Source organism: Massilia sp. WG5, assembly GCF_001412595.2.
Classification (GTDB): Bacteria; Pseudomonadota; Gammaproteobacteria; order Burkholderiales; family Burkholderiaceae_D; genus Telluria.
The window spans coordinates 4,582,325-4,604,827 of record NZ_CP012640.2 but is presented as its reverse complement, the minus strand read 5'-3'; the positions used below and the strand labels follow the sequence as shown (position 1 = coordinate 4,604,827).

27 protein-coding genes and 2 tRNA genes are annotated in these 22,503 nt (G+C 66.6%); 14 read left to right on the top strand and 15 right to left on the bottom strand.

The window, feature by feature from the left end; genetic code table 11:
• Positions 1 to 27: 27 nt before the first annotated feature.
• A complete protein-coding gene (locus tag AM586_RS20615) occupies positions 28 to 405 on the bottom strand; it encodes a DUF5329 domain-containing protein (protein WP_047824501.1) in 378 nt (125 codons plus the stop codon).
• Between the two features lie 59 nt (positions 406 to 464).
• Positions 465 to 944, bottom strand: coding sequence for an RcnB family protein (locus AM586_RS20610; RefSeq protein WP_047824503.1), 480 nt, complete (start codon positions 942 to 944; stop codon positions 465 to 467).
• A 161-nt stretch (positions 945 to 1,105) separates the two neighbouring features.
• On the opposite strand from AM586_RS20610, the gene rsxB reads away from it, so the two are divergent.
• Positions 1,106 to 1,822, top strand: coding sequence for an electron transport complex subunit RsxB (rsxB, locus tag AM586_RS20605; protein ID WP_047824505.1), 717 nt, complete (start codon positions 1,106 to 1,108; stop codon positions 1,820 to 1,822).
• 9 nt (positions 1,823 to 1,831) lie between these two features.
• Positions 1,832 to 2,518, top strand: a complete 687-nt coding sequence (gene nth, locus AM586_RS20600; RefSeq protein WP_047824506.1) for an endonuclease III — start codon at positions 1,832 to 1,834, stop codon at positions 2,516 to 2,518.
• Here the strand turns inward: nth and AM586_RS20595 are convergent.
• From AM586_RS20595 to AM586_RS20575, 5 genes are all read right to left on the bottom strand, one after another.
• Positions 2,499 to 2,858 (bottom strand): nuclear transport factor 2 family protein, encoded by a 360-nt coding sequence (locus AM586_RS20595; RefSeq protein ID WP_229411110.1) that lies wholly within the window; start codon positions 2,856 to 2,858, stop codon positions 2,499 to 2,501. The genes nth and AM586_RS20595 overlap by 20 nt on opposite strands.
• Before the next feature lie 80 nt (positions 2,859 to 2,938).
• A complete protein-coding gene (locus AM586_RS20590) occupies positions 2,939 to 4,273 on the bottom strand; it encodes a hypothetical protein (protein WP_047824508.1) in 1,335 nt (444 codons plus the stop codon).
• Between the two features lie 2 nt (positions 4,274 to 4,275).
• On the bottom strand, positions 4,276 to 5,751 hold the full coding sequence (locus tag AM586_RS20585) for a hypothetical protein (RefSeq protein ID WP_047824510.1): 1,476 nt from the start codon (positions 5,749 to 5,751) through the stop codon (positions 4,276 to 4,278).
• The gene (locus tag AM586_RS20580; RefSeq protein WP_047824511.1) at positions 5,752 to 6,177 is read right to left on the bottom strand and encodes a biopolymer transporter ExbD; all 426 of its coding nucleotides are present in this window, start codon (positions 6,175 to 6,177) and stop codon (positions 5,752 to 5,754) included.
• The gene (locus AM586_RS20575) at positions 6,167 to 6,874 is read right to left on the bottom strand and encodes a MotA/TolQ/ExbB proton channel family protein (RefSeq protein WP_060566698.1); all 708 of its coding nucleotides are present in this window, start codon (positions 6,872 to 6,874) and stop codon (positions 6,167 to 6,169) included. Before AM586_RS20575 ends, AM586_RS20580 begins: the two co-directional genes overlap by 11 nt.
• A 159-nt stretch (positions 6,875 to 7,033) precedes the next feature.
• Here AM586_RS20575 and AM586_RS20570 point away from each other — a divergent pair, with 159 nt between their 5' ends.
• Together AM586_RS20570 and AM586_RS20565 are read left to right on the top strand one after the other, a co-directional pair.
• Positions 7,034 to 7,423: a VOC family protein gene (locus tag AM586_RS20570; RefSeq protein WP_047824513.1), complete on the top strand. Its 390-nt coding sequence runs from the start codon at positions 7,034 to 7,036 to the stop codon at positions 7,421 to 7,423.
• A gap of 64 nt (positions 7,424 to 7,487) precedes the next feature.
• Complete coding sequence (locus AM586_RS20565) at positions 7,488 to 8,036, top strand: hypothetical protein (protein WP_156328146.1); 549 nt, start codon at positions 7,488 to 7,490, stop codon at positions 8,034 to 8,036.
• 21 nt (positions 8,037 to 8,057) lie between these two features.
• Here AM586_RS20565 and proB read toward each other — a convergent pair whose 3' ends face one another.
• From proB to rplU, 5 genes are all read right to left on the bottom strand, one after another.
• Positions 8,058 to 9,182: a glutamate 5-kinase gene (proB, locus tag AM586_RS20560; RefSeq protein ID WP_047824745.1), complete on the bottom strand. Its 1,125-nt coding sequence runs from the start codon at positions 9,180 to 9,182 to the stop codon at positions 8,058 to 8,060.
• A gap of 8 nt (positions 9,183 to 9,190) precedes the next feature.
• Positions 9,191 to 9,637 carry a hypothetical protein gene (locus AM586_RS20555; RefSeq protein WP_229411111.1) on the bottom strand — a complete coding sequence of 149 codons (447 nt, stop codon included), beginning with the start codon at positions 9,635 to 9,637 and terminating at the stop codon, positions 9,191 to 9,193.
• A 1-nt stretch (position 9,638) separates the two neighbouring features.
• Complete coding sequence (gene cgtA / locus AM586_RS20550) at positions 9,639 to 10,751, bottom strand: Obg family GTPase CgtA (RefSeq protein ID WP_047824516.1); 1,113 nt, start codon at positions 10,749 to 10,751, stop codon at positions 9,639 to 9,641.
• A 199-nt stretch (positions 10,752 to 10,950) separates the two neighbouring features.
• Positions 10,951 to 11,223: a 50S ribosomal protein L27 gene (gene rpmA / locus AM586_RS20545; protein ID WP_047824517.1), complete on the bottom strand. Its 273-nt coding sequence runs from the start codon at positions 11,221 to 11,223 to the stop codon at positions 10,951 to 10,953.
• Between the two features lie 38 nt (positions 11,224 to 11,261).
• The gene (gene rplU / locus AM586_RS20540) at positions 11,262 to 11,573 is read right to left on the bottom strand and encodes a 50S ribosomal protein L21 (RefSeq protein WP_047824747.1); all 312 of its coding nucleotides are present in this window, start codon (positions 11,571 to 11,573) and stop codon (positions 11,262 to 11,264) included.
• A gap of 199 nt (positions 11,574 to 11,772) precedes the next feature.
• Here rplU and ispB point away from each other — a divergent pair, with 199 nt between their 5' ends.
• The 9 genes from ispB (at position 11,773) to AM586_RS20495 (ending at position 16,841) form a co-directional block, all read left to right on the top strand.
• Positions 11,773 to 12,762, top strand: a complete 990-nt coding sequence (gene ispB, locus AM586_RS20535; protein WP_047824519.1) for an octaprenyl diphosphate synthase — start codon at positions 11,773 to 11,775, stop codon at positions 12,760 to 12,762.
• Positions 12,763 to 12,813: 51 nt separating this feature from the next.
• Positions 12,814 to 12,890: transfer RNA gene (locus AM586_RS20530), tRNA-Pro, on the top strand.
• A 43-nt stretch (positions 12,891 to 12,933) separates the two neighbouring features.
• Positions 12,934 to 13,010 (top strand) — tRNA-Pro (locus AM586_RS20525).
• Positions 13,011 to 13,115: 105 nt separating this feature from the next.
• On the top strand, positions 13,116 to 13,475 hold the full coding sequence (locus tag AM586_RS20520) for a hypothetical protein (protein ID WP_156328147.1): 360 nt from the start codon (positions 13,116 to 13,118) through the stop codon (positions 13,473 to 13,475).
• 67 nt (positions 13,476 to 13,542) lie between these two features.
• The gene (locus tag AM586_RS20515; protein WP_047824521.1) at positions 13,543 to 14,490 is read left to right on the top strand and encodes a TerC/Alx family metal homeostasis membrane protein; all 948 of its coding nucleotides are present in this window, start codon (positions 13,543 to 13,545) and stop codon (positions 14,488 to 14,490) included.
• Between the two features lie 31 nt (positions 14,491 to 14,521).
• Positions 14,522 to 15,016: a MarR family winged helix-turn-helix transcriptional regulator gene (locus AM586_RS20510; protein WP_047824523.1), complete on the top strand. Its 495-nt coding sequence runs from the start codon at positions 14,522 to 14,524 to the stop codon at positions 15,014 to 15,016.
• Positions 15,003 to 15,764 carry a class I SAM-dependent methyltransferase gene (locus tag AM586_RS20505; RefSeq protein ID WP_047824525.1) on the top strand — a complete coding sequence of 254 codons (762 nt, stop codon included), beginning with the start codon at positions 15,003 to 15,005 and terminating at the stop codon, positions 15,762 to 15,764. The genes AM586_RS20510 and AM586_RS20505 overlap by 14 nt, the downstream gene beginning before the upstream one ends.
• A gap of 5 nt (positions 15,765 to 15,769) precedes the next feature.
• Positions 15,770 to 16,168: a SirB2 family protein gene (locus AM586_RS20500; protein ID WP_229411112.1), complete on the top strand. Its 399-nt coding sequence runs from the start codon at positions 15,770 to 15,772 to the stop codon at positions 16,166 to 16,168.
• Positions 16,169 to 16,184: 16 nt separating this feature from the next.
• Positions 16,185 to 16,841, top strand: a complete 657-nt coding sequence (locus tag AM586_RS20495; RefSeq protein ID WP_047824527.1) for a glutathione S-transferase family protein — start codon at positions 16,185 to 16,187, stop codon at positions 16,839 to 16,841.
• Here AM586_RS20495 and AM586_RS20490 read toward each other — a convergent pair whose 3' ends face one another.
• A complete protein-coding gene (locus AM586_RS20490) occupies positions 16,842 to 18,038 on the bottom strand; it encodes an MFS transporter (RefSeq protein ID WP_047824529.1) in 1,197 nt (398 codons plus the stop codon).
• 153 nt (positions 18,039 to 18,191) lie between these two features.
• On the opposite strand from AM586_RS20490, the gene AM586_RS20485 reads away from it, so the two are divergent.
• Complete coding sequence (locus AM586_RS20485; protein ID WP_229411132.1) at positions 18,192 to 19,094, top strand: LysR family transcriptional regulator; 903 nt, start codon at positions 18,192 to 18,194, stop codon at positions 19,092 to 19,094.
• Here AM586_RS20485 and AM586_RS20480 read toward each other — a convergent pair.
• Together AM586_RS20480 and AM586_RS20475 are read right to left on the bottom strand one after the other, a co-directional pair.
• Positions 19,075 to 19,707, bottom strand: a complete 633-nt coding sequence (locus AM586_RS20480) for a head GIN domain-containing protein (protein ID WP_047824531.1) — start codon at positions 19,705 to 19,707, stop codon at positions 19,075 to 19,077. The two genes, AM586_RS20485 and AM586_RS20480, sit on opposite strands and share 20 nt — an antisense overlap.
• A gap of 80 nt (positions 19,708 to 19,787) precedes the next feature.
• Complete coding sequence (locus AM586_RS20475; protein WP_047824533.1) at positions 19,788 to 22,502, bottom strand: nitrate reductase; 2,715 nt, start codon at positions 22,500 to 22,502, stop codon at positions 19,788 to 19,790.
• Position 22,503: the final 1 nt, after the last annotated feature.

The window sequence follows — 22,503 nt, the reverse complement described above, 5'->3', positions numbered from 1 at the left end:
ATCCGCGGCATTTTTTTTGCAGGCCTGTCAGCGTGTGCCGGCCCGGTACCGCTCCAGCTCGGCATTCAGCCATTGCGCGCTGGTGATCTCCTGCCCATTGGCGCAGCGCACGTGGTAGGGCTTGTGGCTGAAACTGCTTTCCGACGCCGCGCGTTCGATGAAGGCCCTGGTGTCGGGCACCAGATGGCGGCGCTGCAAATAGTCGTATTTGTCCTGCAGGTGGTCGCGCGCCGCCTTGCTGTCGTGCCAGCTGCCATTGCGATTGAACTGGCAGCCGGACTGGGCGACGAAGTCGAGCAGGTGCGCGATTTCCTGGCGCGCCTGGGCATCCTGCGCCCGCGCGGGCGCGCCCACGCACAGGGCGCCGGCGACGAACAGGGCAATCGATGTGCGTCCAAAGTGCATGCGTCCTCCGAATATGCAGCAGGCCACCCGGGGGTGGCCTGCGCTTCATTTCATCGACCTCAATGATTGATGATCAGGTCTGCGATCACGCCGCTGGCAATCGCCGCCAGCACATAGTCGCCACCCGTTTGCACCCAGTGATAGCCCCTCGGCGGAGGTCGCAAATGGTGTTCTCGATAGTTGTTCACCACGTACTGGTGATTGCGGTAACGTTCCGGCAGGCGGTCGCCGCGGCGGAAACTGTGCTCCGGGCCCGCACCGCTCCAGCGGCGCTCGTCGCCACCCCAGCCCTCATTGCCGTAGCGGCCGCCGCCACGGGCCTGGTAGCCGTCCCGGCGGTCCTCGCGACGGTCGCCGCGATCGTTACGGTCGTTGCGATCGCTGCGGTAATCGCGGTTGCCACGATCGCCGCGGTCGCTGCGGTCGCGCTGGCCGTAGCCGTCGCGGTCGCCGTCATAATGGCTCTGGGCAAAACCCGGAGCGCTGGCGCCCAGCAGTGCAGTCAGCAGCGCAGGAATAATGAGGTGCTTCTTTTCCATAAGACCCTCCTGTTCGTTCATTGCCTGGGTCCAGTAGACCACCGGACGAGCTCTGCACTCGGTACGTTGCATCACGTAAGCTTGTAGGACAAATGGCAGCGTCCTTGACGGTCGAGCAGCCGTGCGGCCGGGCTTCGACGCCGCTGGCCATTTAGCGGATAATGGCGGTTTCGCAAACGCCGAAGTCCAGACATCGCTTGAGCACCGTGACGAAATCCCTCGCCGACCAGATCGAAGACCTGTTGCCGCAGACCCAGTGCACCAAGTGCGGCTACCCCGCCTGTCGTCCGTACGCGGAAGCGATCGCCAGCGGCGAGGCCGACATCAACCGCTGCCCGCCGGGCGGCATGGAAGGTGTCGCGCGCCTGTCGCGCGTGACGGGCCGTCCGGTCATTCCGATCAATCCCGCCAACGGCCTGGAACGCCCGCGCCCGGTCGCCTTCATCGACGAGAGCCTGTGCATCGGCTGTACCCTGTGCATCCAGGCCTGCCCGGTGGACGCCATCCTCGGCGCGCCCAAGCAGATGCACACCATCCTGCCCAGCCTGTGCACCGGCTGCGACCTGTGCGTGGCGCCCTGCCCGGTCGACTGCATCAGCATGATCCCGGTGACGGGCGAGCGTACCGGCTGGGACGCCTGGTCGCAGGAACAGGCCGATAGCGCCCGCGCGCGTCACGACTTCCGCAGCGAGCGCCTGCGGCGCGAGAAGGAAGAGAACGATGCACGCCTGGCCGCCAAGGCCCTGGAAAAGATGCGCGCGGTGACCGCCGAGCAAACCAACACCGCCGAAGAGCTGGCCGAGAAGGAACGCAAGCGCGCCATCATCGCCGCCGCCATCGAGCGCGCGCGCCAGAAAGCCGCGGGAAAACCCGAATGAACGCACAACATGAACGCAACTAAGCGCTACGAGATTTTCACGCGCTTCCGCGCCGCCAACCCGCATCCGACCACCGAACTCGAATACAGCACGCCCTTCGAACTGCTGATTGCGGTGCTGCTGTCGGCCCAGTCGACCGACGTCGGCGTCAACAAGGCGACGCGCAAGCTGTACCCGGTGGCGAACACGCCGCAAGCCATCCTCGACCTCGGCCTGGACGAGCTGAAGACCTATATCTCGACCATCGGCCTGTACAACAACAAGGCCAAGAACGTCATCGCCACCTGCGAAATCCTGGTGAACCAGTACGGTGGCGAAGTGCCGCGCGAGCGCGAGGCGCTGGAAGCGCTGCCGGGCGTGGGCCGCAAGACCGCCAACGTGGTGCTGAACACGGCCTTCGGCGAGCCGGCGATGGCGGTCGACACCCATATCTTCCGCGTCTCGAACCGCACGAAAATCGCACCGGGCAAGAACGTCGATATCGTCGAACAGAAGCTGCTGAAGTTCGTGCCCAAGGAATTCCTGCACGACGCCCACCACTGGCTGATCCTGCACGGTCGCTATACCTGCATCGCGCGCAAGCCGAAGTGCTGGAACTGCATCATCAACGACCTGTGCGAGTTCAAGGACAAGACACCGGCGCCGCCAGAGGCCTTGCCGCCGTCCCTGCCCTCGCTTACGGATTCAGCAGCGTAGTCGCGCCCGGCGCGAAGGACGCGCGGCGGATGCGCCCGTCGACGACCTCGTAAATGCACAGCATTTCGAGCGTGCCCACGCCTTCCGGGAAGTTGCGGGTGATGAGCTCGAGGTCGGTCACGAAATTCCCCATCACGGTACGTGCGAGCAGGCGCGCATGCAGGTCCGGCTCGCTGAAGCGCGCCAGGTAGCGCGGACGGATCTCCCGGTGTCCGCTGGCGAGGCGCTCGCCGTGCAGTGCGAACTGCTCGGCGTCCGGCGCGTAGGCGCGCATCAGCGCATCGATGTCCTTGGCGTTGAAAGCGTCCAATTGGGCCTGGACGACGGCGAGGGGTGTCATGTTTTCCATCGCGGTAGTCTACAAGGTTTTCGCAGCGGCGTTGGCCTTCGCCGCCAGCGCCAGCGCCGTTTCCGGCGCCATCACTTCGTCAGCACCAGCGAAAAAAACAGGGCGCCCACGCCGTTCGACAGCTTGAAGAACAGCTTGTTGCGGCCCTGCCTGAGGTGCACGACGCGCTTGCCCTCGCTGAAGTTGTAATCGCGGCCATGGGTATTGCCCGTGTCATTGACCTCCCTGTAGAACCGCGCCTTGGCCACATTCCTGCCGCGCCAGACCAGCCTGTCGTTGAGCCACAGCTGCGCGTCGTCGTGGGCGCCGACCCAGATCGTCAGGTCCCGTTCCCTGTCCATCATCAGCTCGGTATAGCCGTAATACACGGCGTCCTCGGCGGGCTGTGGGGGAATCAGGGGATAGCTTGCCGAGTCGACGTATTCCCACCTGAGCAGGCGACCGTCTTTGCCGCGATAGGCGGCGTCCAGGACCACGGCCTGCTCGGGCGGATCGGGCGCATCCGGCAATTGCGCGTCGCCGTGCCTGCGGTCGAAGGGGCCGATCAGGTACCAGCGATTGATGTAGACGCGGCTGGCATAAGGGCCGCCGGGACCGATGATGCGCCCCGTGCCTTTGACCATGGCGCCGGCGGGGACCTCGGGAATGCGCACGACGCTTTGATCAACGTCGTCGTGGCTGCCCGCTACGATATTGGCCCGCGTCCCCACGCCCCGCCCACCGGAACTGATGAATGCATCGATCACCCGCAGCACGGACGACATGGACGCGCCGCCGGGGCTTTCCGGGCCCGGGCGGCGGCCGCCAAGCTGCCCGCCTTGTCCGCCGCCGCGTGATCCGCTTGCCGCCACGCGCATACCGTCCTGCTGCTGCTCCAGTTGCCGGCCGCGCCGTTCCAGCGCGTCGCGTGCCTTTGCTTCGAGCTGCTCGATCTTCGCCGTCGCATCGACTGGCTTGCCGGGTTGGGCGCCGGCCGGCTCTTCCGGCTTGCGCATCTGCGCGAGCTTTTCAAGCGCTTCCTGCTTCGGGATGTGGAGCAGTTTCGCCAGTCGTTCGGCGCGGGCGTCACGCTCGATCTCGTCGATCTTGCGGGACAGCTCCCTGGCTTCCTTGAGTAGTTCTTCCGGCGTCCTGGGCTGCGCGCTGAACTGCACGTCGTCGTCCTTGTCAGCCGCCCCTGATTCGAGCCGGGACTTGATCCGCGCCATGTCGCGCACGCGCTTTTCGAGGCGCGCCCGTTCCATCAGCCGCTTGCCGGCTTCGACCGATGGCTGCTCCCGGCTGCGCTGGATGCGCTGCCGGTCCAGCTCGACGCGATATGCGCCCACGTAAAGCACGCCGAGCAGCGTTGCATGCGCCACGAGCGACAGCGACAGGAATGGGCAACGCCGGACCTGGTCGAACATGGTCACCTGGACAGCACCACCGAATAGAACATCAGGTTCACTCCGTTGTACAACTTGAGCAGGATGCTGTTGCGCCCCTTGTTGAAGTGCAGCCGGCGCTGGCCTTCGGTGAGGTTCAGGGTGCGCATCTCGGGCAGCGTCATGAACGGCTGGCGGTACCAGGGCTTATCAATGCCATCGCCGCTGAGCCAGACCAGGCGGTCGTTGAACCACATCTTGGTATCGTCGTCGCCGCCGATCCACACCCACAGGTCCATGTCGCGGTCGACCTCGACCTCGGCGTAGGCGTAATACACGGCGTTCTCGGCGCGCGGCAGCGGTATCGACGGGTAGCGCGCGTCCTGCTGGAAGGTCCAGCGCACCGGCAGGTCGTTCTTGCCGTAATAGACCGCGTCGAGGTCCACGCCGCGTTCGGGCGGATAGATCGCGTTCTGGCTGTCATGGCCGGCGCCTTCGAAAGGGCCGATCACATACCAGGTATCGAGAAAGATGCGGTTGGCGTAGGCGCCGCCGGCGCCGATCGTGCGGCCGTGGCCGATGCGCATGGCCGCGGCGTCGACCGGCGGCGGTTCCAGGAACGCGCCGAAGCTGCGGGAGTCGCTGAAGGCATTGCTCGACATGTCGATGCTGCTGCCCGTGATCGCGCCGGGCGCACCCAGTGCAAGGCCGCTGACCAGGGCCTCGACCTTGCTGCCGCGCGAGGCCGAGTTCTGTACGATGCCCTTGCCCCCTGGCCGTCCGCCCTGGCCGCCCTGGCCGCTCATCTGGCCATTGCCTTGCCCCTGGCCACCCTGGCCGGGCGACTTGCCCGTACCCGGTCCCTGGCCGGCCTTGCCACCTTGCGGCCGGCCTGGCTTCAGTTCTCCGGTCTCCGGCTTGACTGCGGTCTCCGGCTTGATGGCGACACCCTGCTGCTGCGCCAGCAATTGCGCGCGGCGCTGCGCCAGGGCGGCCCTGGCCTGTTGCGCCAGCCGGGCCACCTGGACTTCCGGGCTTGCGTGCTTCGGCGGCGCGGGCCTGGGCCTGCGCGCCTCCTCGCGCTGCACGCGCTTGAGGGCTTCGGCCTCGGGGATGCGCAGCAGGCGCGCCATCTCGGTGGCACGGATCTTTCGCTGCACTTGCTCGATCTGCCGGGCCAATTCACGCGCCCGCGCAGCGGGATCGGGCGACCTGGCGGTGTCCGTGCCGCCCTTTCCTTCGCCGCCGGCTTGGCCCGCGCTTTCCGCCAGCGCATCGCGGATTTCCTCCATCGTGCGCAGCTCGCGCCGCATCTGGCGCTCCTCCGTGTGCTGCAGCGACTGCGCGACCTGCGCGCGCAAGCCGTCGTCGCGCTTGATGGCAACGTGTACAGGGCCGGCCGTGTAAAGGCTGGCCGCGAGCATGCCGTGCGCCGCCAGCGATGCGAGCAGCCAGGATCGGTGTCGCCACGGCTCGACCATGCTCGGACCGTCCAGCCGGGAAGTCGCGTCGGCATTCATTTACTGCCGCCGCGCACGCATCGCGATATTGGTCAGGCCTTCGAACTGACACAGGTCGAGCACATGGACGATGGACTGGTAAGAAGCATTGCCATCGCCCTCGATGCGCACCGGCCGGCCAGGATGCGCATGCGCCTCGCCCGACAGACGTGCATGCAGGGCCTCGACCGACAGCTTGTCCTCGCCGATCGCCACCTGGCCCGCGCGGTCGACCCGGATCACCAGCGGATCGGGCGCGGCATCAAGCAGGTCGAGCGTGGCGGAGGAGCGCGGCAGCGTGATCGGGATGGCCTTGTCCTTGTGCTGCGTTTCCTTCTGCTTGAACGAGGTCGCGACCATGAAGAACATCAGCAAAAAGAAGATGCAGTCGATCAGCGCGATCAGGCCGATCTCGGGCTGCTCGTCGTCGCCGAGATCAATGTGCATGGTGCGTCTCCCGCTTGTCTTCCCGTGCGCGCACTTCGTCCAGCAGGCGGCCCAGCTGGCGTTCCAGCGTGATGCCGATGTTGACCATGCGGTTGCGGAAGAAGTGGTGCATCGCCAGCGAGGGCAAGGCCACCGACAGCCCGGCCGCCGTGTTGACCAGGGCCTTCGAGATTCCGCCCGCCAGCAGGGTCGGATCGCCCATGCCGTTAAAGGCGATCACGTGGAAGGCTTCGATCATGCCGACCACGGTGCCGAGCAGGCCGACGATGGGCGCGATGGTGGCGACCACGTTCAGCGCATACGCCTTCTGCTGCTGCAGGCGCAGCTCCGTCGATGCGATTTCCGCGGCGCGCGCCGACAATGCTTCGACCGGCAGGCGCGGATGCCCGGCCATGAACTCGAGCACGCGCGCCAGGCTGCTGCGGTCCGTGCCGGCGCGCTCGGCCAGCGCATGGAAATCGCCGGCGCGCCACAGGCCGAGCGCCTCGTCGGCCAGCGCCTGCGGCGCGACTTTCGCGGCGCGGAAGTTCGCCAGGCGTTCGAAAGCCACCGCCAGCGCCAGCACCGACAAGGCGCCGATCACGAAGATGCCGGTCCCGCCCTCCAGCAGCTGCGAGGCGAGATTCAATTCCTGGGCGCCGGCCGGCGGCAGCATGAAACAGCACAAGGCAAGCGCCAGCGCGGCGTGTCGGGTCATGGCAGGTCCTTTCGGATGAAGGTTGGCTGTTCTTGATTTCTAAATAATGTAGCACAACACATCAACTGAAAAGTAGGATTTCCTTCCACGTGATAGCAATTTATTTACCTTAATGCGGCATTGGTATCAATCCGGCATCGGAACTGTTAGGCTTGCGATATGTTTTCGCACGTTTTCATCGGCGCCGTCGACTTCGACCGGGCACTTGCCTTCTACGAGCCATTGATGTCCCTGCTCGGCATCGCGCAGCGCTTCTGCGACCACGGCCGCCCCTGGGCCGGCTGGCAGATGCCTGGCCAGGCGCGGCCGCTGTTCCTGGTCGGCGCGCCCGCCGAGGGCGAACACGGCGCCGGCAATGGCCAGATGACGGCCTTCCTGGCCCCCGACCGCGCGACAGTCGACCGCGCGCACGCCCTCGCGCTCGCGCATGGCGGCAGCTGCGCCGGCGCGCCCGGGCTGCGGCCCGCCTATCATGAGAATTATTACGGCGCCTATTTCCGCGACCCGGACGGCAACAAGCTGTGCGTGGTCTGCCACGAGGGCGACTGACGAGCGGCAGTGCAATAATCCGCGCATATTCAGCGCCTTGGAAATGCTAGGCTTGGGGATGACCTTGACACGCCATTCCCGCCCGGCCCTGCTGCTTGCCTGCCTTTCCCTGAGCTGCGCCATTGGCCGGGCCGCGCCCGACCAGGATCCGGTCCGCGCCGCCGAGCAGGCGCGCCGCGACGCCGAGACCATCCATCACACGCTGGCCACGATGCCATCGGCCTGCACGCTCGGATCGGCCGGCGAGGCGGCGCAGCGGAACTGGCTGCCCGCGCCGAAGGCGACCATCGAACCCGATCGCCCCTATACCCACATCTACCTGTTCGACAAGACGGCAAGCGCCACGGCCTTCCACGCGGGGCTCAACCGCGAGGCGCTGGACAAGCTCGACAAAGTGGAATTCCGCGACGGCCAGGGCAACTGGATCGATGCCGGACCGGTCAGCGCGCACGCGGCGCCGCCGGGCTGCGATTACGTGTGGCTGCAGCAGGCGCTGGGGAAGGTGCAGCAGATCGATGCGCTGCGCTTTTCTTTCCACCCCAGCCTGAACACGATCACGGTGTCCGAGCCGGGGGTGCTGCAGGCCGGCGCAGGCGGGCAGTCGTGCCGCTGAGACGCCGGCTCTCCACAGGTTTCAGAGCAGGACGAGGTTATCCCGGTGCACCAGTTCCGGCGCCTCGACATACCCGAGGATCGCCTCGATCTCCGATGACGCGTGGCGCATGATGCGCTTCACTTCGGAAGCGGTGTAGTTGGTCAGCCCGCGCGCGATCTCGGCGCCGTCTTCGGACACGCAGGTCACCAGTGCGCCGCGGCCGAATTCGCCGCGCACGCCGGTGACGCCGATCGGCAGCAGCGACTTGCCTTCCTTCGCCAGTTTCTGCACGGCGCCGGCGTCCAGCACCAGTTCGCCGGCGGTGTGCAGGTGGTCGACCATCCACTGGCGGCGCGCGGTCAGGCGCGCGGTCGGCGCCAGAAGCTGGGTGCCGATCGCTTCGCCGCCGGCCAGGCGCACCAGCACATTGTCTTCCCTGCCCCAGGCAATCACCGTGTGCGCGCCCGAACGCGCGGCGCGCTTGGCGGCCAGCACCTTGGTCAGCATGCCGCCGCTGCCGATGCTGCTGCCGGCGCCGCCGGCCATCGCCTCGAGCGAGGTGTCGCCGGCCTGGGCTTCGGCGATCAGCCTGGCCTGCGGGTCCTTGCGCGGATCGGCCGAGTACAGGCCCTTCTGGTCGGTCAGGATGACCAGGGCGTCGGCCTCGATCAGGTTGGCGACCAGGGCGCCGAGGGTGTCGTTGTCGCCGAACTTGATCTCGTCCGTGACCACGGTGTCGTTCTCGTTGATGATCGGGACCACGCCCAGGCGCAGCAGGGTGGTCAGCGTCGAGCGCGCGTTCAGGTAGCGTTCGCGGTCGGCCAGGTCGGCGTGGGTCAGCAGCACCTGGGCGGTCTTGACGCCATGGGTGGCGAAGCTGGTTTCGTAGATCTGGGCCAGGCCCATCTGGCCGCAGGCGGCGCAGGCCTGCAGCTCGTGGATATCGGTCGGGCGCGCCGTGAAGCCGAGGCGCAGCATGCCTTCGGCGATCGCGCCGGAGGACACCAGCACGACTTCCTTGCCGAGGGTGCGCAGCGAGGCGATCTGGGCGGCCCAGCGTGCGATCGCGGTGTTGTCGAGGCCGCGGCCTTCGTTGGTGACGAGCGAGGAGCCGACCTTGACGATGATGCGGCCGGTGGACTGGATGACGGAAGTGGCGGACATGGCGGAGCTCATGATGGGGGCGATGGCGAAAAAAGCTTTCCTCGCGGGCGAAGCAGCAGCAGCGCCAGGCCGACCAGCACTTCGATCCCGCTAACGACGAACAGTGAGCCCTGGGGCAGGCCGATCACGAAGGACGCGGCGAGGCGGCCGAGCGGCTGCGCCAGGATGAATAATGCTGCGAGGTCGCCGAGGATGGGCTGGTCGCCCCGCCTGGCCGCCAGGAGCGCCAGTCCCGCGGTAGCGAGGCGCACTCCGACATAGATGGCGTAGAACTGGCTGTAGCCGTTGACGCCGACGAGAAACAGGCCCATCGCCTCCGCGACCCGGTCCGGATCGAGGAAGGCGCCCAGCGCGGCCAGCGAACCGGCCGTGGCGGTGACATGCAGCAGCTGGCTGCGCAGGCGCGCGCGCAGCTGGAGCGAATCGACGAACCCTTGTTGCGTGGATGATGCCAAATCAGTCTTCGAGGATCTTGAAGCGCGGATCGTCCGGGTCGATGGAGGAGATGCCGCGCGCTTCCTCGGTCATCTGCTTTTCTTCCGAGCGCTGCTCGCTATGGCGCTTCTCTTCCAGGTACTTGTAGATCGCGTGGACCAGGTCTTCGCAGCCTTCGCGGTTCAGCGCCGAGATCTCGAACACGGGGCCCTTCCAGGCCAGTTTCTTGACGAAGTCCTTGACGAGCTTCTTGCGGTCTTCTTCCGGCACCACGTCCAGCTTGTTCAGCACCAGCCAGCGCGGCTTGTTGACCAGCTCCTCGTCGTACTTCTCGAGTTCCTTGACCAGGGCCTTGGTGTCCTTGACCGGGTCGCTCTTGCCGTCCGCCGGTGCGAAATCGACGATGTGCAGCAGCAGGCCGGTGCGGCTCAGGTGGCGCAGGAACTGGTGGCCCAGGCCGGCGCCTTCCGCCGCGCCTTCGATCAGGCCGGGGATGTCGGCGATCACGAAGCTCTTCTCGTGCGAGACGCGCACCACGCCCAGGTTCGGGTGCAGGGTCGTGAACGGATAGTCCGCGACTTTCGGACGCGCATTCGAGATCGCCGTCACGAAGGTCGACTTGCCGGCGTTCGGCATGCCCAGCAGGCCGACGTCGGCCAGCACCTTCAGCTCGAGGCGCAGCGCGCGGCGCTCGCCTTCCTTGCCTTCGGTCTTCTGGCGCGGCGCGCGGTTGGTCGAGGTCTTGAAGTGGATGTTGCCCCAGCCGCCCTCGCCGCCGCGCGCCAGCAGTTCCTTCTGGCCGTGCTCGGTCAGGTCGGCGATGATCTCGCCGTTGTTGTCATCGATGATGATGGTGCCGACCGGCATGCGCAGGGTGACGTCTTCGGCGCCCTTGCCATAGCAATCGGAGCCGCGTCCCGGTTCGCCGTTCTTGGCCATGTGCACTTTGGAGAAGCGGAAGTCGACCAGCGTATTGATATTGCGGTCGGCAACGACCCAGATCGAGCCGCCGCGGCCGCCGTCGCCGCCGTCCGGACCGCCGAAGGGGCGGAATTTCTCGCGCCGGAACGAGGCGCAGCCATTGCCGCCGTCGCCGCCGATGACTTCGATTCTTGCTTCGTCGATAAACTTCATGATGAACCACCAAAACTGAAGGCTATGTCACTGTTAAATGTGCCACAAGATGGGCCCATGGATACGCACTTAACGGTGACAACGCCAGAAATTAAAAAGGCTCTACCTGTGGCAGAGCCTATCGATTGCAAGGCTTGCGCCTCACTGGAACCCGGCGGCTCGCGTAGCGATACGCCGAGGTTCTTTTTACGCCTGCGTATTAAGCAGCGACTGCTTCAGCAGCAACGACGGTCACGTACTGCTTCGAACCGACGCCTTGCTTGACGAACTTGACAGTGCCGTTCACCAGGGCGAACAGGGTGTGGTCCTTGCCCAGGCCAACGTTGGTGCCCGGACGGATGGTGGTGCCGCGCTGACGCATGATGATGCCGCCTGCGTTGATCGACTGGCCGCCGTAGACTTTCACGCCAAGGCGTTTGCTTTCTGAGTCACGGCCGTTGCGGGTAGTACCGCCGCCTTTTTTGTGTGCCATTTAGATGCTCCTTGATGACTGATGAGGACGCGCGGCGATTAGCCGTTGATCGCAACCACTTGGATTTCGGTGTAGTTCTGGCGATGGCCCTGACGCTTCTGGTAGTGCTTACGACGACGCATCTTGAAGATACGCACTTTGTCGTGGCGACCCTGCGAAACAACAGTCACGCGAACCGAAGCACCTTCCACCAGCGGAGCACCAAATTTGATGCTCTCGCCCTCGCCGACGGCGAGAACCTGATCGATAGTGAGTTCGGAACCAATGTCTGCCGGTATCTGTTCGATTTTGAGTTTTTCGCCAGCGACAACTTTATACTGCTTGCCACCGGTTTTTATGACCGCGTACATGATTTGAAACCTCATTGATTGTTTGAAGAAATTCCAACGGATCCGGCGTACAGCGTGCTCGGGATCCGGGGAACAGAGGATTATACATTGGATGCCCCTGCCCGCGCAACTCATGTGAAAAAGCGCGAGAATTGCTTGCTTATCGTATAATCGCGCCACTTAACACATCCACATCGCACTCAACGTCAGCAGGTCCGCCTTGTCCGCCGCCACCCAAACCGCCCAACAGAACCCCATCACCCGCACGATCGCAGCCGACATGGAGGCCGTGAACGGCGTGATCCGACAGCGGCTGCAGTCTGAGGTCGCGCTGGTAAACCAGATCTCCGAATACATCATCAGCGCCGGCGGCAAGCGGATCCGTCCGGTGCTGGTGCTGCTGCTGGCAAACGCCTACGGCTACAAGGGCGCGGGCCACCACGAACTGGCCGCGGTGGTGGAGTTCATCCACACCGCGACCCTGCTGCACGACGACGTGGTCGACGAATCCTCGATGCGCCGCGGCCGCCAGACCGCCAACGCCATGTTCGGCAATGCGGCCTCGGTGCTGGTCGGCGACTACCTGTACTCGCGCGCCTTCGAGATGATGACCAGCCTGGACGACATGCGCGTGATGGAAATCCTGTCGCGCGCCACCACCGTGATCGCGGAAGGCGAAGTCCTGCAGCTGCTGAACATGCACGATCCGGACGTCACCCAGGAAAGCTACCTGACCGTGATCCGCTCCAAGACCGCCAAGCTGTTCGAGGCCGCCGCCCAGCTCGGCGCCCTGGTGGCTGGCGCGAACGACGCCCAGGTCGACGCCGCCGGCGAATACGGCCGCTCGCTGGGCACTGCGTTCCAGTTGATCGATGACGTGCTCGACTACGCCGGCGACGCCGCCGAGATCGGCAAGAACGTCGGCGACGACCTGCGCGAAGGCAAGCCTACCCTGCCCCTGATCTACGTGATGGAAAACGGCACGCCGGAGCAGCGCGAACTGATCCGCAGCTGCATCGAACAGGGCGACGAGACCCATTTCGACGCCGTGCTGGCCGCCGTCACCGCCAGCGGTGCGCTCGACTATACGCGCGGCGAAGCCGAAGCCGCCGCCAGGCGCGCCGCCGACGCAATCGCCGACCTGCCGGAGAGCGAATACAAGCAGAGCCTGCTGCAGCTGTGCAGCTTCGCAGTTGACAGGAACCATTGAGGCAACTATAGTAATGCCTTCCCGAGATTCGGCGACGGATCTCAAACCAGTCGGGGTGTAGCTTAGCCCGGTAGAGCGCTACGTTCGGGACGTAGAGGCCGGAGGTTCGAATCCTCTCACCCCGACCATCAGTTTTCTCCCTCAGCACGCAGTTTCAAGTTTCATACCAGTCGGGGTGTAGCTTAGCCCGGTAGAGCGCTACGTTCGGGACGTAGAGGCCGGAGGTTCGAATCCTCTCACCCCGACCATCTTCTTCCAGAAATTTCCCCTGTAACTGCCTCACTGGCCTGGATCGGCATTAGTGGTGCACAATATCTTCTCGACCATTCATTCAAGAACATCGGGGGAAGACCATGAAGTTACTGGCATGCGCCATTCTGTTGTCCTGCACCTTCGGCGCTGCGGCGCACGCCGCGCCGCTCACGCATGGCAAGTACAGTTGCGTATCCTCGAAGTTCAAGGCAAGTTCCGGCACTTACGAATTCATCCCGCACGGCAGCTTCACCGTGTCGCCAGACGGCGCATACAGTTATCTCGGGTTCGAGAAACCAAGCACGGGGCGCTTCGCCTTTGACGCGGCATCCGGAAAGATCAGCTTTACGGGCGGCTACCTGGACAAGGGCGAGGCCACACCGATCAAGGGCGACAGCAACAGGTTCTACCTGGTGACGCCGACCCTGCCGGAACATCGCTGGACCTGCGCATTGAAGTAAGCCGCCGGGATTTATCGTCCCGCTCCGCTGTCCCAGCAAAACCAACGCTCTCGCTGCAGGTGGAACGATGCCCGCCTCGATCGGCACGCCCAGCCTCTACGCATCCTTCACGGTGCTGGTCATCGCCTTGCTGGCCGTCGATTTCTTCATGCTCAAGAAGGAAGGCGCACACACGGTCGGCGCGCGCGAGGCGGCCGCCTGGTCGGTGATCTGGGTGAGCATCGCGCTGGTCTTCGGCGCGTTGTTCTGGTGCTACCTCGCCGGCATTGCCAGCCCGGACATCGCGCGCGCGCGGGCGCTCGAATACTTCACCGGCTACCTGATCGAGAAGTCGCTGGCGGTCGACAACGTGTTCGTCTGGATCAGCCTCTTCCATTACTTCGCGGTCCCGGCCGCGCTGCAGAAACGCGTGCTGCTGTACGGCGTGCTGGGCGCGATCCTCATGCGCGCCATCCTGGTCTGGCTCGGCGCCCTCCTGCTGGCGCGCTTCCACTGGCTCCTCTACCTGTTCGGCCTGCTGCTGCTGGCGACGGGCGTAAAGATGCTGCTGTTCGCCGGCCGCGAGCCCGGGCTCGCGGCCAACCCGGTGCTGCGCTGGATGCGCGGCCACCTGCGGATCGCCGAGCACTACCACGGCGAGCGCTTCTTCGTGACCCTGCAGGGCCTGCGCCATGCGACGCCGCTGTTCCTGGTGCTGGCGCTGGTCGAGGTCACCGACCTGATCTTCGCGGTCGACTCGATACCGGCCATCTTCGCCGTCACGCGGGATCCCTTCATCGTGTTCACCTCCAACATCTTCGCCATCCTCGGCCTGCGCGCGATGGTTTTCCTGCTGGCCGACATGGCGCAGCGCTTCCACCTGCTGAAGTACGGGCTGGCGGCGATCCTGATCTTCATCGGCGCGAAGATGCTGCTGCTGGACCTTTACAAGATCCCGGTCGGCATCGCGCTGGGCGTGGTCGGGCTGATCCTGGCGGCGGCGGTCGTCGCCAGCCTGGCGGCGTCCCGGCCTTGAATTTACATTAGCGCTAATGTATTATCGGTGCATGAATTCGAGACAAGCACCCGGGCTGGGCGAACTGCTCCGCTACGTCAACGACCTGGTCGAACAGGGCGCGGAAGAGCATTACCGTGCGATGAGCCTGAACTACCGGGCGCGCTACACGCCGGTCCTGCGCGCCCTGGACGCCGGCGCGCAGACGGTCACCGACATCACCGAGCGCACCCGCCTCACGCAAGGCGCCATCAGCCAGACCGTCGCGCTGCTGGAAGGCGATGGCCTCATCGCGCGCCACGCGGTCGAGGATGGACGCAAGAGCGGCATCCGGCTGACCGCGGCCGGGCGCAGCCTGGTGGCCAAGCTCGAACGTCATTGGCGCGCCACCTTCGGCGCCATCGACGGGCTCGAACAGGAGATCGGCTATCCCCTGCGGCAGGTGCTGGAAGCTGCTGCCGAAGCGCTGCAGCGCGAAGGTTTTTCAGCCCGTATCGCCACCGCGAAAGCACAAGCAAAAGGAGCAAGTTCACATGCCGACAAATAAGGCCCCATCCCGCAACTGGTTCGACCAGGGCGGCCGCGCCTACGCCCGCTTCCGGCCCGAGTATCCGCCGCAGCTCGCGGCCTTCCTGGCATCGCAGGCGCCGGGCCAGCAACTCGCCGTCGACGTCGGCTGCGGCAACGGCCAGCTGACCCAGCTGCTTGCGCCTTACTTCGGCAAGGTGGTCGGCCTCGATCCAAGCGAAGACCAGATCGCGAACGCGGTCCCGGACGAGCGCATCGATTACCGCTGCGCGCCCGCCGAACAGCTGCCCCTGCCCGATGCCAGCGCCAGCCTGATCACGGCGGCCCAGGCCGCGCACTGGTTCGACCTGCCGGCCTTTTACCGGGAAGCGCGCAGGATCGCCGTCCCGGGCGCGGTCCTGGCGCTGGTCAGCTACGGCGTGATGAAGCTCGACCCCGCGCTCGACGCACGTTTCCAGAAGTTTTATTGGGAAGAGATCGGTCCTTACTGGCCACCGGAGCGCAAGCTGGTCGATACGGGCTATGCGACGATCGACTTCCCCTTCGAGGAACTGGCGCCGCCCGCGCTGGAAATCCGCCTCGACTGGCACCTGAGCGAGTTCCTGGGCTATCTCACGACCTGGTCGGCCGTGAAGAGCGCGAAGGAAGCCGGGCAGGAAGCGCTGCTCACGGCATTCGCCAACGATATCGGACAGGCCTGGGGCGATCCGAACCTCAGGCGCAGCATCCGCTGGCCGATCAACATGCGCATCGGGACGGTATCATAGTCCGCATGGACTACCGCATCGACTACCTGAGCCTGAAGCACTTCCACATCGGCTGCGTCGCCCTCTCGGGCACGCTGTTCCTGCTGCGCGGCGCCTGGATGCTGCGCGCCTCGCCCATGCTGGGCCGGCGCTGGGTGCGCATCGCGCCGCACATCGTCGATACCCTGCTGCTGGCCAGCGCCGTCGGCCTGGCCGCCTGGAGCCATCGCTATCCGGGCCAGCAGCCCTGGCTGACGGCCAAGGTGCTGGCCCTGCTCGGCTATATCGTGCTAGGCTCGGTCGCATTGAAGCGCGGACGCTCGCCCGGCCAGCGCCAGGCCGCGTTTGCCGCGGCGCTGGCGCTGTTCGCGTACATCGTCCTGGTCGCCGTCACCAAGCGGCCCTTCCCCTTCGGCAGCTACTGATACGAGGAGTCCTGCGATGAGCATCACGATCACCGCCTTCGAACGTTCGCCCGACGGCGGCAAGGGACTGGCGCGCGATACCCGCGTGCGCTGGGCCCTCGAAGAAACGGGCCAGCTCTACGCGGTGCGCCTGCTGTCCTTCGGCGCGATGAAGGAGCCCGCGCATCTGGCCCTGCATCCTTTCGGCCAGATCCCGACCTACGAGGAAGACGGTCTCGCGCTGTTCGAGACCGGCGCGATCGTGTTGCATATCGCCCAGCGTTTCCCCGGCCTGCTGCCGGCCGAGGCCAACGCGCGGGCGCGCGCGGTCGCGTGGATGTTCGCCGCCGTGAATACCGTGGAGCCGCCGATCCTCGACATCTTCACCGCCAGGATCCTCGAGGGCGACAAGCCCTGGGCCCAGGAGCGCATCCCGCTGGTCATGGAGCGCGTCCGCCAGCGCCTGCGGCAGTTGTCGGCGCGCCTGGGCGATGCCGACTGGCTCGACGGCGCGTTCAGCGCGGGCGACCTGATGATGGTGTCGGTGCTGCTCAGGGCGCGGCCGTCGGGCATCCTCGACGAATTTCCGAAGCTGGGCGCCTATGTGGCGCGCGGCGAAGCGCGGCCGGCCTATCAGCGGGCCTTCGCCGCGCAGCTGGCCGTCAATGCGGCGACCAGCATCGCGCCGGCCTGATTACCGTTTGGTCCCCAGGCGCACCAGCAGCGCGCCGCCGGCCGCCAGGGTCGCCACCAGGGTCACGCCCATCCAGCCCCAGCTCGCCAGCACCTGGGCGCCGAGCAGGCCGCCGGTCGCCATGCCGATGAACATGCAGGTCATCAGCACCGCGTTCAGGCGGCTGCGCGCTTCCGGCGCGATGCCGTAGACGATGGTCTGGTGCGAGATCAGGCTGGCCTGCACGCCCAGGTCGAAGCCGACCGTCGCCAGCGCCAGCAGCACCAGCTGGGCCGACACCGGCAGCAGTGGCATCAGGAGCATCGACGCGAAGGACACCACCGCGATGGCGCAGGCGATGCGCAGCACCCAGTCCGGGCCGTGGCGGTCCGCCAGGCGGCCGGCGAAGGGCGCGGCCAGGGCGCCGGCCGCGCCGGCCAGGCCGAAGGCGCCGGCAGCGCCCGAGCCCAGGTGGAAGGGCGCATCGTGCAGCATCACGGCCAGGGTCGACCAGAAGGCGGAAAAGCCGAGCGCCAGCAGGCTCTGGGCCAGCGCGGCCTGGCGCAGCTTCGGATATTCGACCCACAGGTGCACCAGCGATTTCAGCAGCTCCGGGTAGGGCTTGCTGGTGGTCGGCGCAAAGCGCGGCAAACCCTTCGCCAGCACCACCGCCAGCAGGGCCACGCTGACCGCGGCCGCGACGAACATGGCGCGCCAACCGAAGGTCTCGGCGACGAAGCCGCTCACCACCCGCGACAGCAGGATGCCCATCAGCAGGCCCGTCATCACCGTGCCGACCGCCTTGCCGCGCTCCTCCGGCGGCGCCAGCGTGGCCGCGGCCGGGACGATGTCCTGGGCCACGGTCGCGAACAGGCCGACCAGCAGGCTGGCCACCAGCAGCACCGGCAGGCCCGGCGCGAAGCCGGTCAGCAGCAGCGCAGCGCACAGGATCACGGCCTTCAGCAGGATGATGTTGCGGCGGTCGAAGCGGTCGCCCAGCGGCGCCAGCAGCAGCAGGCCGAGCGCATAGCCGAGCTGGGTCAGGGTCGGGATCCAGCCGATCTCGCGCGGGCTGGCGTGCAGGTCGCCGGCCAGCACGCCCAGGGTCGGCTGGCTGTAGTAGAGCGCGGCGACGGTCAGCCCGGTGGCCCCCGCCAGCAGAAAGGTCAGCGATGAGGACAGGTGGGGCCGGGCTTCCAGGGTCTGGACAGTGTTCATGGTGCGCTTCCGATGGTTTCTCGATGGCGCCATTATCCTGATCCCGGCGCGAGGACGGTAGACGCGGCGGACGTCGAACTGTTATACACTGGGCGTATGAACTTCGAACTTAACGGCATTGCTTCCACCACAGATCGCATAACCGATCGCATGATGCTGGTGGAAACCTTTGTCCGCATCGTCGATGCCGGCAGCCTGTCGGCGGCGGCGCGGCTGTTACAGACGACCCAGCCCACCGTCAGCCGGCGCCTCAAGAGCCTGGAAAAGTCGCTCGGCGTGCGCCTGCTGCAGCGCTCGACCCACGCGATGAAGCTGACCGACGACGGCATGCGCTGCTACACCCGGGCCAAGGAGCTGATCGCCGGCTGGCAGGAATTCGAGAGCGAGATCCGCGGCGCCGGCGAGGAACCGGTCGGGCTGCTGCGCGTGATCGCGCCGCACGCCTTCGGCCAGCAGCAGCTGGTGACGCCGCTGGCCGAGTACCTGAAACGTTATCCGAAGATGGCGGTCGACTGGATCCTGCACGACCGCACGCCGGACTTCATCGCCGAGGGCATCGATTGCGCGATCCGGGTCGGCGACATTCCGGACCCCTCGGTGGTCGCGATCCGGCTGGGAGAAGTGCCGCGCATCGTGGTCTGCGCGCCATCGCTGCTGCAAGGCGGCGCCGTGCCGGGGCATCCGGGCGAACTGGCCGCCCTGCCCTGGATCGCGGTGTCGCCTTTCTACCGCAACGAGGTCGCGCTGACGCACCGGCAGAGCGCCGAGACGCTGCGCTTCCCGATCCAGCCGCGCCTGGTCACCGACAACCTGTACGCGATGCGCAGCGCCGCGCTGCTGGACGTGGGGGTGGCGGTCGGCTCGTCCTGGGCCCTGCGCGAAGAGCTGGAGGCGGGCCGCCTGGTGCAGCTGACGCCGGACTGGGAGGCGGCGCCGCTGCCGATCCACCTGGTCTATCCGCCGGCGCGCTTTTATCCGGCGCGGCTGCGGCGCTTCATCGACATCATGCGGGTCGCGGTGCCGCAGGCCTTCGGGATTATCGGTCCCCCGCCTTGACCGAGCCGATGCCCGAAGCCGACTTGTTGACCGTGCGCGGCTTGCCGTAATAGGTCAGGTCGCCCATGCCCTGCACCACCGCGTCGAGCCTGTTGCTGGCGTAGACCTTGACGTCGCCGACGCCGCGGAAGCGGATATCCGCGTCGTTCGCAATGAAGTCTTTCGCATCGACCTCGCCGACACCTTCCGCCTGCATCTTGAAGGTCCTGACTTCGCCATTGATGGTCATGCTGCCGGCGCCCCGGTAATTCACGTCGAGGCGCTCGCCGCGGATGCCGTTGAGCTTGATCTCGCCCGCGCCTTCGACGTCCAGCGCACGCAGCGCCGGCACGGTGATGACGATGCGCTGGTCGCCGCTCTTAGTGCTGTAGCTCTTGTTGCGCATATGAAGGCGCAGTTCGCCATTCACGACTTCACTCGTCAATTCCTTGAGAAACCTGGCGTCGCCGCGCACCGTCAGCGACTGCGCCTTGCCGGCGTCCACGGTGAGGCTGAACGGGCCCTGCGCACTGATCGACGTGAACGCCGGGGTGGTGCGGACCTCGCTGTCCGCCCGGGCGGCGGAAGCGGCGATGGTGAGGATGGCGGCAAGGGCAAGGGTGGAGGGACGCATCGCAGACTCTCGGTCGGGTTAAGGTGAATGCATTGTAAGCAGCGAATTCACGCCCGTCCGGGGTTTTGCGATGGACTGCATTAATCGCTGCCTGAACTGCAAGCCGCCAGCAGCGCCCGTATCTCCGGTACGCAGGAGCCGCAATTGCCGCCGGCCTTGAGGCAGGCCGTGACCTGCGAGGCGTCGCGCAGGCCCTGCTTCTCGATCGCGATGCGGATCGTGTTGCGGCCCACGCCGAAGCAGGAGCAAACGGTCGGGCCCGGATCGGCCCCCTGCTCTCTTGCGCGGCCGGACAGCAGGCCGATGCGGTCCTGCGGCGTCAAGGCCTCCTTGTTGAACACCTGCGCCAGCCACTGATGGGAAGGAGACCCGGGCGCCGACAAGTCCTGGCGTTGCGACACGAACAGGCAGGCCTCGATGCGGCCGTCGACCAGGTGGGCCGCGCGAAACACGCCGCCGCTGCGGTCCTCGAGCTCGATCCAGTCGGCGTCTTCCTCGTCCACCTGCAGCAGCCGGCGCGCCCAGCCGGCCGCGCCGGCAAAGGGATTGCGCCCGGCCAGCTCGTAGCGCACCAAGCCCGCGCCCTGGATGCGGGTCCAGTTGGCCGCTTCTTCCAGCGGCAGCGCCGCGCGGCTGAGGATGAAGCCGTACCAGTTCACGCCGAAGGGTTCGACACGCACCGGCGTATGCTTGAACTCCGGCTCGCCCGAGACCGGGTCCACGGCCGGATTCACGATGCTGCCGACGCGCGCGTCCGACGCCGTCTGGCCGCTCCAGTGGATCGGCATGAACACGCTGCCGCGCGCGATGCCGCCGCCGTGCCGCACGCGCGCCACGGCCGCGCCCCAGCGGCTCGACACGCGCGCCAGCTCGCCTTCCTTCACGCCGCACAGCAACGCGTCCTGGGGGTGCAGGTCAACGAAGGGTTCGGGCACATGCTCGGCCAGTTTGACGGAGCGCCCGGTACGCGTCATCGTATGCCACTGGTCGCGCACGCGGCCGGTGTTCAGCACCAGCGGGAAGTCGGCGTCGGGCGCATGCGCGGGCAGGCGCACGCGCGTGGCCACGAAGCGCGCCTTGCCGTCCGGGTAGGCGAAATGGCCGTCGCCGAACAGGCGTGCAGTACGATCGCCCGGCGCGCGGACCGGCCACTGGACGGGTTCGAGCGCGTCGTAATCGCTGCGCGTCATGCCCGCCAGGCCGGTGATGTCGAACACGCGGCGGGGCTGGCCGCCGACGCCGTTCCGCCAGCCCGACAGGCGCGCGTGCTCGTCGAAGATCTGGTGCGGCGACGTGAAATCGAAACCGGAAAAGCCCATCCGGCGCGCGACCTCGGAAACGATGTCCCAGTCGGGCCGCGCCTGGCCGGGCGCAGACAGGAAAGCGCGCTGGCGCGAGATGCAGCGCTCGGAATTGGTGACCGTGCCATCCTTCTCGCCCCAGCCCAGGGCCGGCAGCAGCACGTCGGCCAGCGCGTTCGTGTCGGTGCCCAGCACGATGTCGGACGCCACCACCAGCTCGCATTTTTCCAGCGCGCACCTGGCCTGGTCGGCATCCGGCAGGCTGACCAGCGGGTTGGTGGCCATGATCCACACCGCCTTCACGCGGCCCTCCTCGATCGCGCGGAACAGGTCGACCGCCTTCAGGCCCGGTTTGTCCGCCATGCGCGGCGCGTCCCAGAAAGCCTGCAGCGCGGCGCGCTGGCCGGCATCGTCCAGCTCCATGTGGGCCGCCAGCATGTTCGCCAGGCCGCCCACCTCGCGGCCGCCCATCGCGTTCGGCTGGCCGGTCAGCGAGAACGGCCCCATGCCGGGACGGCCGATGCGGCCCGTGGCCAGGTGGCAGTTGATGATGGCGTTGACCTTGTCGGCGCCGCTGGAGGACTGGTTCACCCCCATGGTGAAGGCGCTGACCGTCTTTTCGGTCCTGGCGAACAGTTCATAGAAGGCCAGCAGCTGCCGGTGGTCGAGTTTGCAGGCCCTGGCGACGTCGATCAGACTGCCGGCCTGCCCCGCCGCGTCCAGTGCATCGCCCAGGCCCGCGGTATGCGCTTCGACGAACGCGGCGTCGACCGCGCCGTGGGTCGCCAGGTAAGCCAGCAGCCCGTTGAACAGCCAGACGTCGCTGCCGATTTTAAGCGGCAGGTGCAGGTCGGCCAGGTCGCAGGTGGCGGTGCGGCGCGGGTCGATCACGACCACCTTCATCTGCGGCCGCGCCTCCTTGGCGCGCGCGATGCGCTGGTACAGGGTCGGATGGCACCAGGCCGCGTTCGAGCCGACCAGCACCACCAGGTCGGCCAGTTCGAAGTCCTCGTAGCAGCCGGGCACGATGTCCTCGCCGAAGGCGCGCTTGTGGCCGGCCACGGCCGAGGACATGCACAGGCGCGAATTGGTGTCGATGTTCGCGCTGCCGATATAGCCCTTCATGAGCTTGTTGGCGACGTAGTAATCCTCGGTCAGCAGCTGGCCGGAGACGTACAGCGCCACCGCATCCGGTCCGTGCTCGGCGATGATCTTTTGAAAACCGCCGGCCACCCTGGCGAGCGCCTCGTCCCAGGAGCTCTCGCGCAGCACCGATCCGTCACGCAGCATCGGCGACAGCAGCCGCCCTTCGAGCCCCACGGTCTCGCCCAGCGCCGAGCCCTTCACGCACAGCCGGCCTTGGCTGGCCGGATGGGCATCGTCGCCCTGGATGGCGAGCTGTCCGTCCTTGCCGACCTGGGCGCGCACGCCGCAGCCGACGCCGCAATAGGGACAGGTGGTACGCACGGCGGTGGGGATGGCGGACAGCTTCATG

Bases quoted from the DNA above. Each gene is read 5' to 3' on its own strand.
- AM586_RS20615 (WP_047824501.1), bottom strand. From the start codon at position 405: ATGCACTTTGGACGCACATCGATTGCCCTGTTCGTCGCCGGCGCCCTG.
- AM586_RS20610 (WP_047824503.1), bottom strand. From the start codon at position 944: ATGGAAAAGAAGCACCTCATTATTCCTGCGCTGCTGACTGCACTGCTG.
- rsxB (WP_047824505.1), top strand. From the start codon at position 1,106: ATGGCGGTTTCGCAAACGCCGAAGTCCAGACATCGCTTGAGCACCGTG.
- nth (WP_047824506.1), top strand. From the start codon at position 1,832: ATGAACGCAACTAAGCGCTACGAGATTTTCACGCGCTTCCGCGCCGCC.
- AM586_RS20595 (WP_229411110.1), bottom strand. From the start codon at position 2,858: ATGACACCCCTCGCCGTCGTCCAGGCCCAATTGGACGCTTTCAACGCC.
- AM586_RS20590 (WP_047824508.1), bottom strand. From the start codon at position 4,273: ATGTTCGACCAGGTCCGGCGTTGCCCATTCCTGTCGCTGTCGCTCGTG.
- AM586_RS20585 (WP_047824510.1), bottom strand. From the start codon at position 5,751: ATGAATGCCGACGCGACTTCCCGGCTGGACGGTCCGAGCATGGTCGAG.
- AM586_RS20580 (WP_047824511.1), bottom strand. From the start codon at position 6,177: ATGCACATTGATCTCGGCGACGACGAGCAGCCCGAGATCGGCCTGATC.
- AM586_RS20575 (WP_060566698.1), bottom strand. From the start codon at position 6,874: ATGACCCGACACGCCGCGCTGGCGCTTGCCTTGTGCTGTTTCATGCTG.
- AM586_RS20570 (WP_047824513.1), top strand. From the start codon at position 7,034: ATGTTTTCGCACGTTTTCATCGGCGCCGTCGACTTCGACCGGGCACTT.
- proB (WP_047824745.1), bottom strand. From the start codon at position 9,182: ATGTCCGCCACTTCCGTCATCCAGTCCACCGGCCGCATCATCGTCAAG.
- cgtA (WP_047824516.1), bottom strand. From the start codon at position 10,751: ATGAAGTTTATCGACGAAGCAAGAATCGAAGTCATCGGCGGCGACGGC.
- rpmA (WP_047824517.1), bottom strand. From the start codon at position 11,223: ATGGCACACAAAAAAGGCGGCGGTACTACCCGCAACGGCCGTGACTCA.
- rplU (WP_047824747.1), bottom strand. From the start codon at position 11,573: ATGTACGCGGTCATAAAAACCGGTGGCAAGCAGTATAAAGTTGTCGCT.
- AM586_RS20520 (WP_156328147.1), top strand. From the start codon at position 13,116: ATGAAGTTACTGGCATGCGCCATTCTGTTGTCCTGCACCTTCGGCGCT.
- AM586_RS20515 (WP_047824521.1), top strand. From the start codon at position 13,543: ATGCCCGCCTCGATCGGCACGCCCAGCCTCTACGCATCCTTCACGGTG.
- AM586_RS20510 (WP_047824523.1), top strand. From the start codon at position 14,522: ATGAATTCGAGACAAGCACCCGGGCTGGGCGAACTGCTCCGCTACGTC.
- AM586_RS20505 (WP_047824525.1), top strand. From the start codon at position 15,003: ATGCCGACAAATAAGGCCCCATCCCGCAACTGGTTCGACCAGGGCGGC.
- AM586_RS20500 (WP_229411112.1), top strand. From the start codon at position 15,770: ATGGACTACCGCATCGACTACCTGAGCCTGAAGCACTTCCACATCGGC.
- AM586_RS20495 (WP_047824527.1), top strand. From the start codon at position 16,185: ATGAGCATCACGATCACCGCCTTCGAACGTTCGCCCGACGGCGGCAAG.
- AM586_RS20490 (WP_047824529.1), bottom strand. From the start codon at position 18,038: ATGAACACTGTCCAGACCCTGGAAGCCCGGCCCCACCTGTCCTCATCG.
- AM586_RS20485 (WP_229411132.1), top strand. From the start codon at position 18,192: ATGCTGGTGGAAACCTTTGTCCGCATCGTCGATGCCGGCAGCCTGTCG.
- AM586_RS20480 (WP_047824531.1), bottom strand. From the start codon at position 19,707: ATGCGTCCCTCCACCCTTGCCCTTGCCGCCATCCTCACCATCGCCGCT.
- AM586_RS20475 (WP_047824533.1), bottom strand. From the start codon at position 22,502: ATGAAGCTGTCCGCCATCCCCACCGCCGTGCGTACCACCTGTCCCTAT.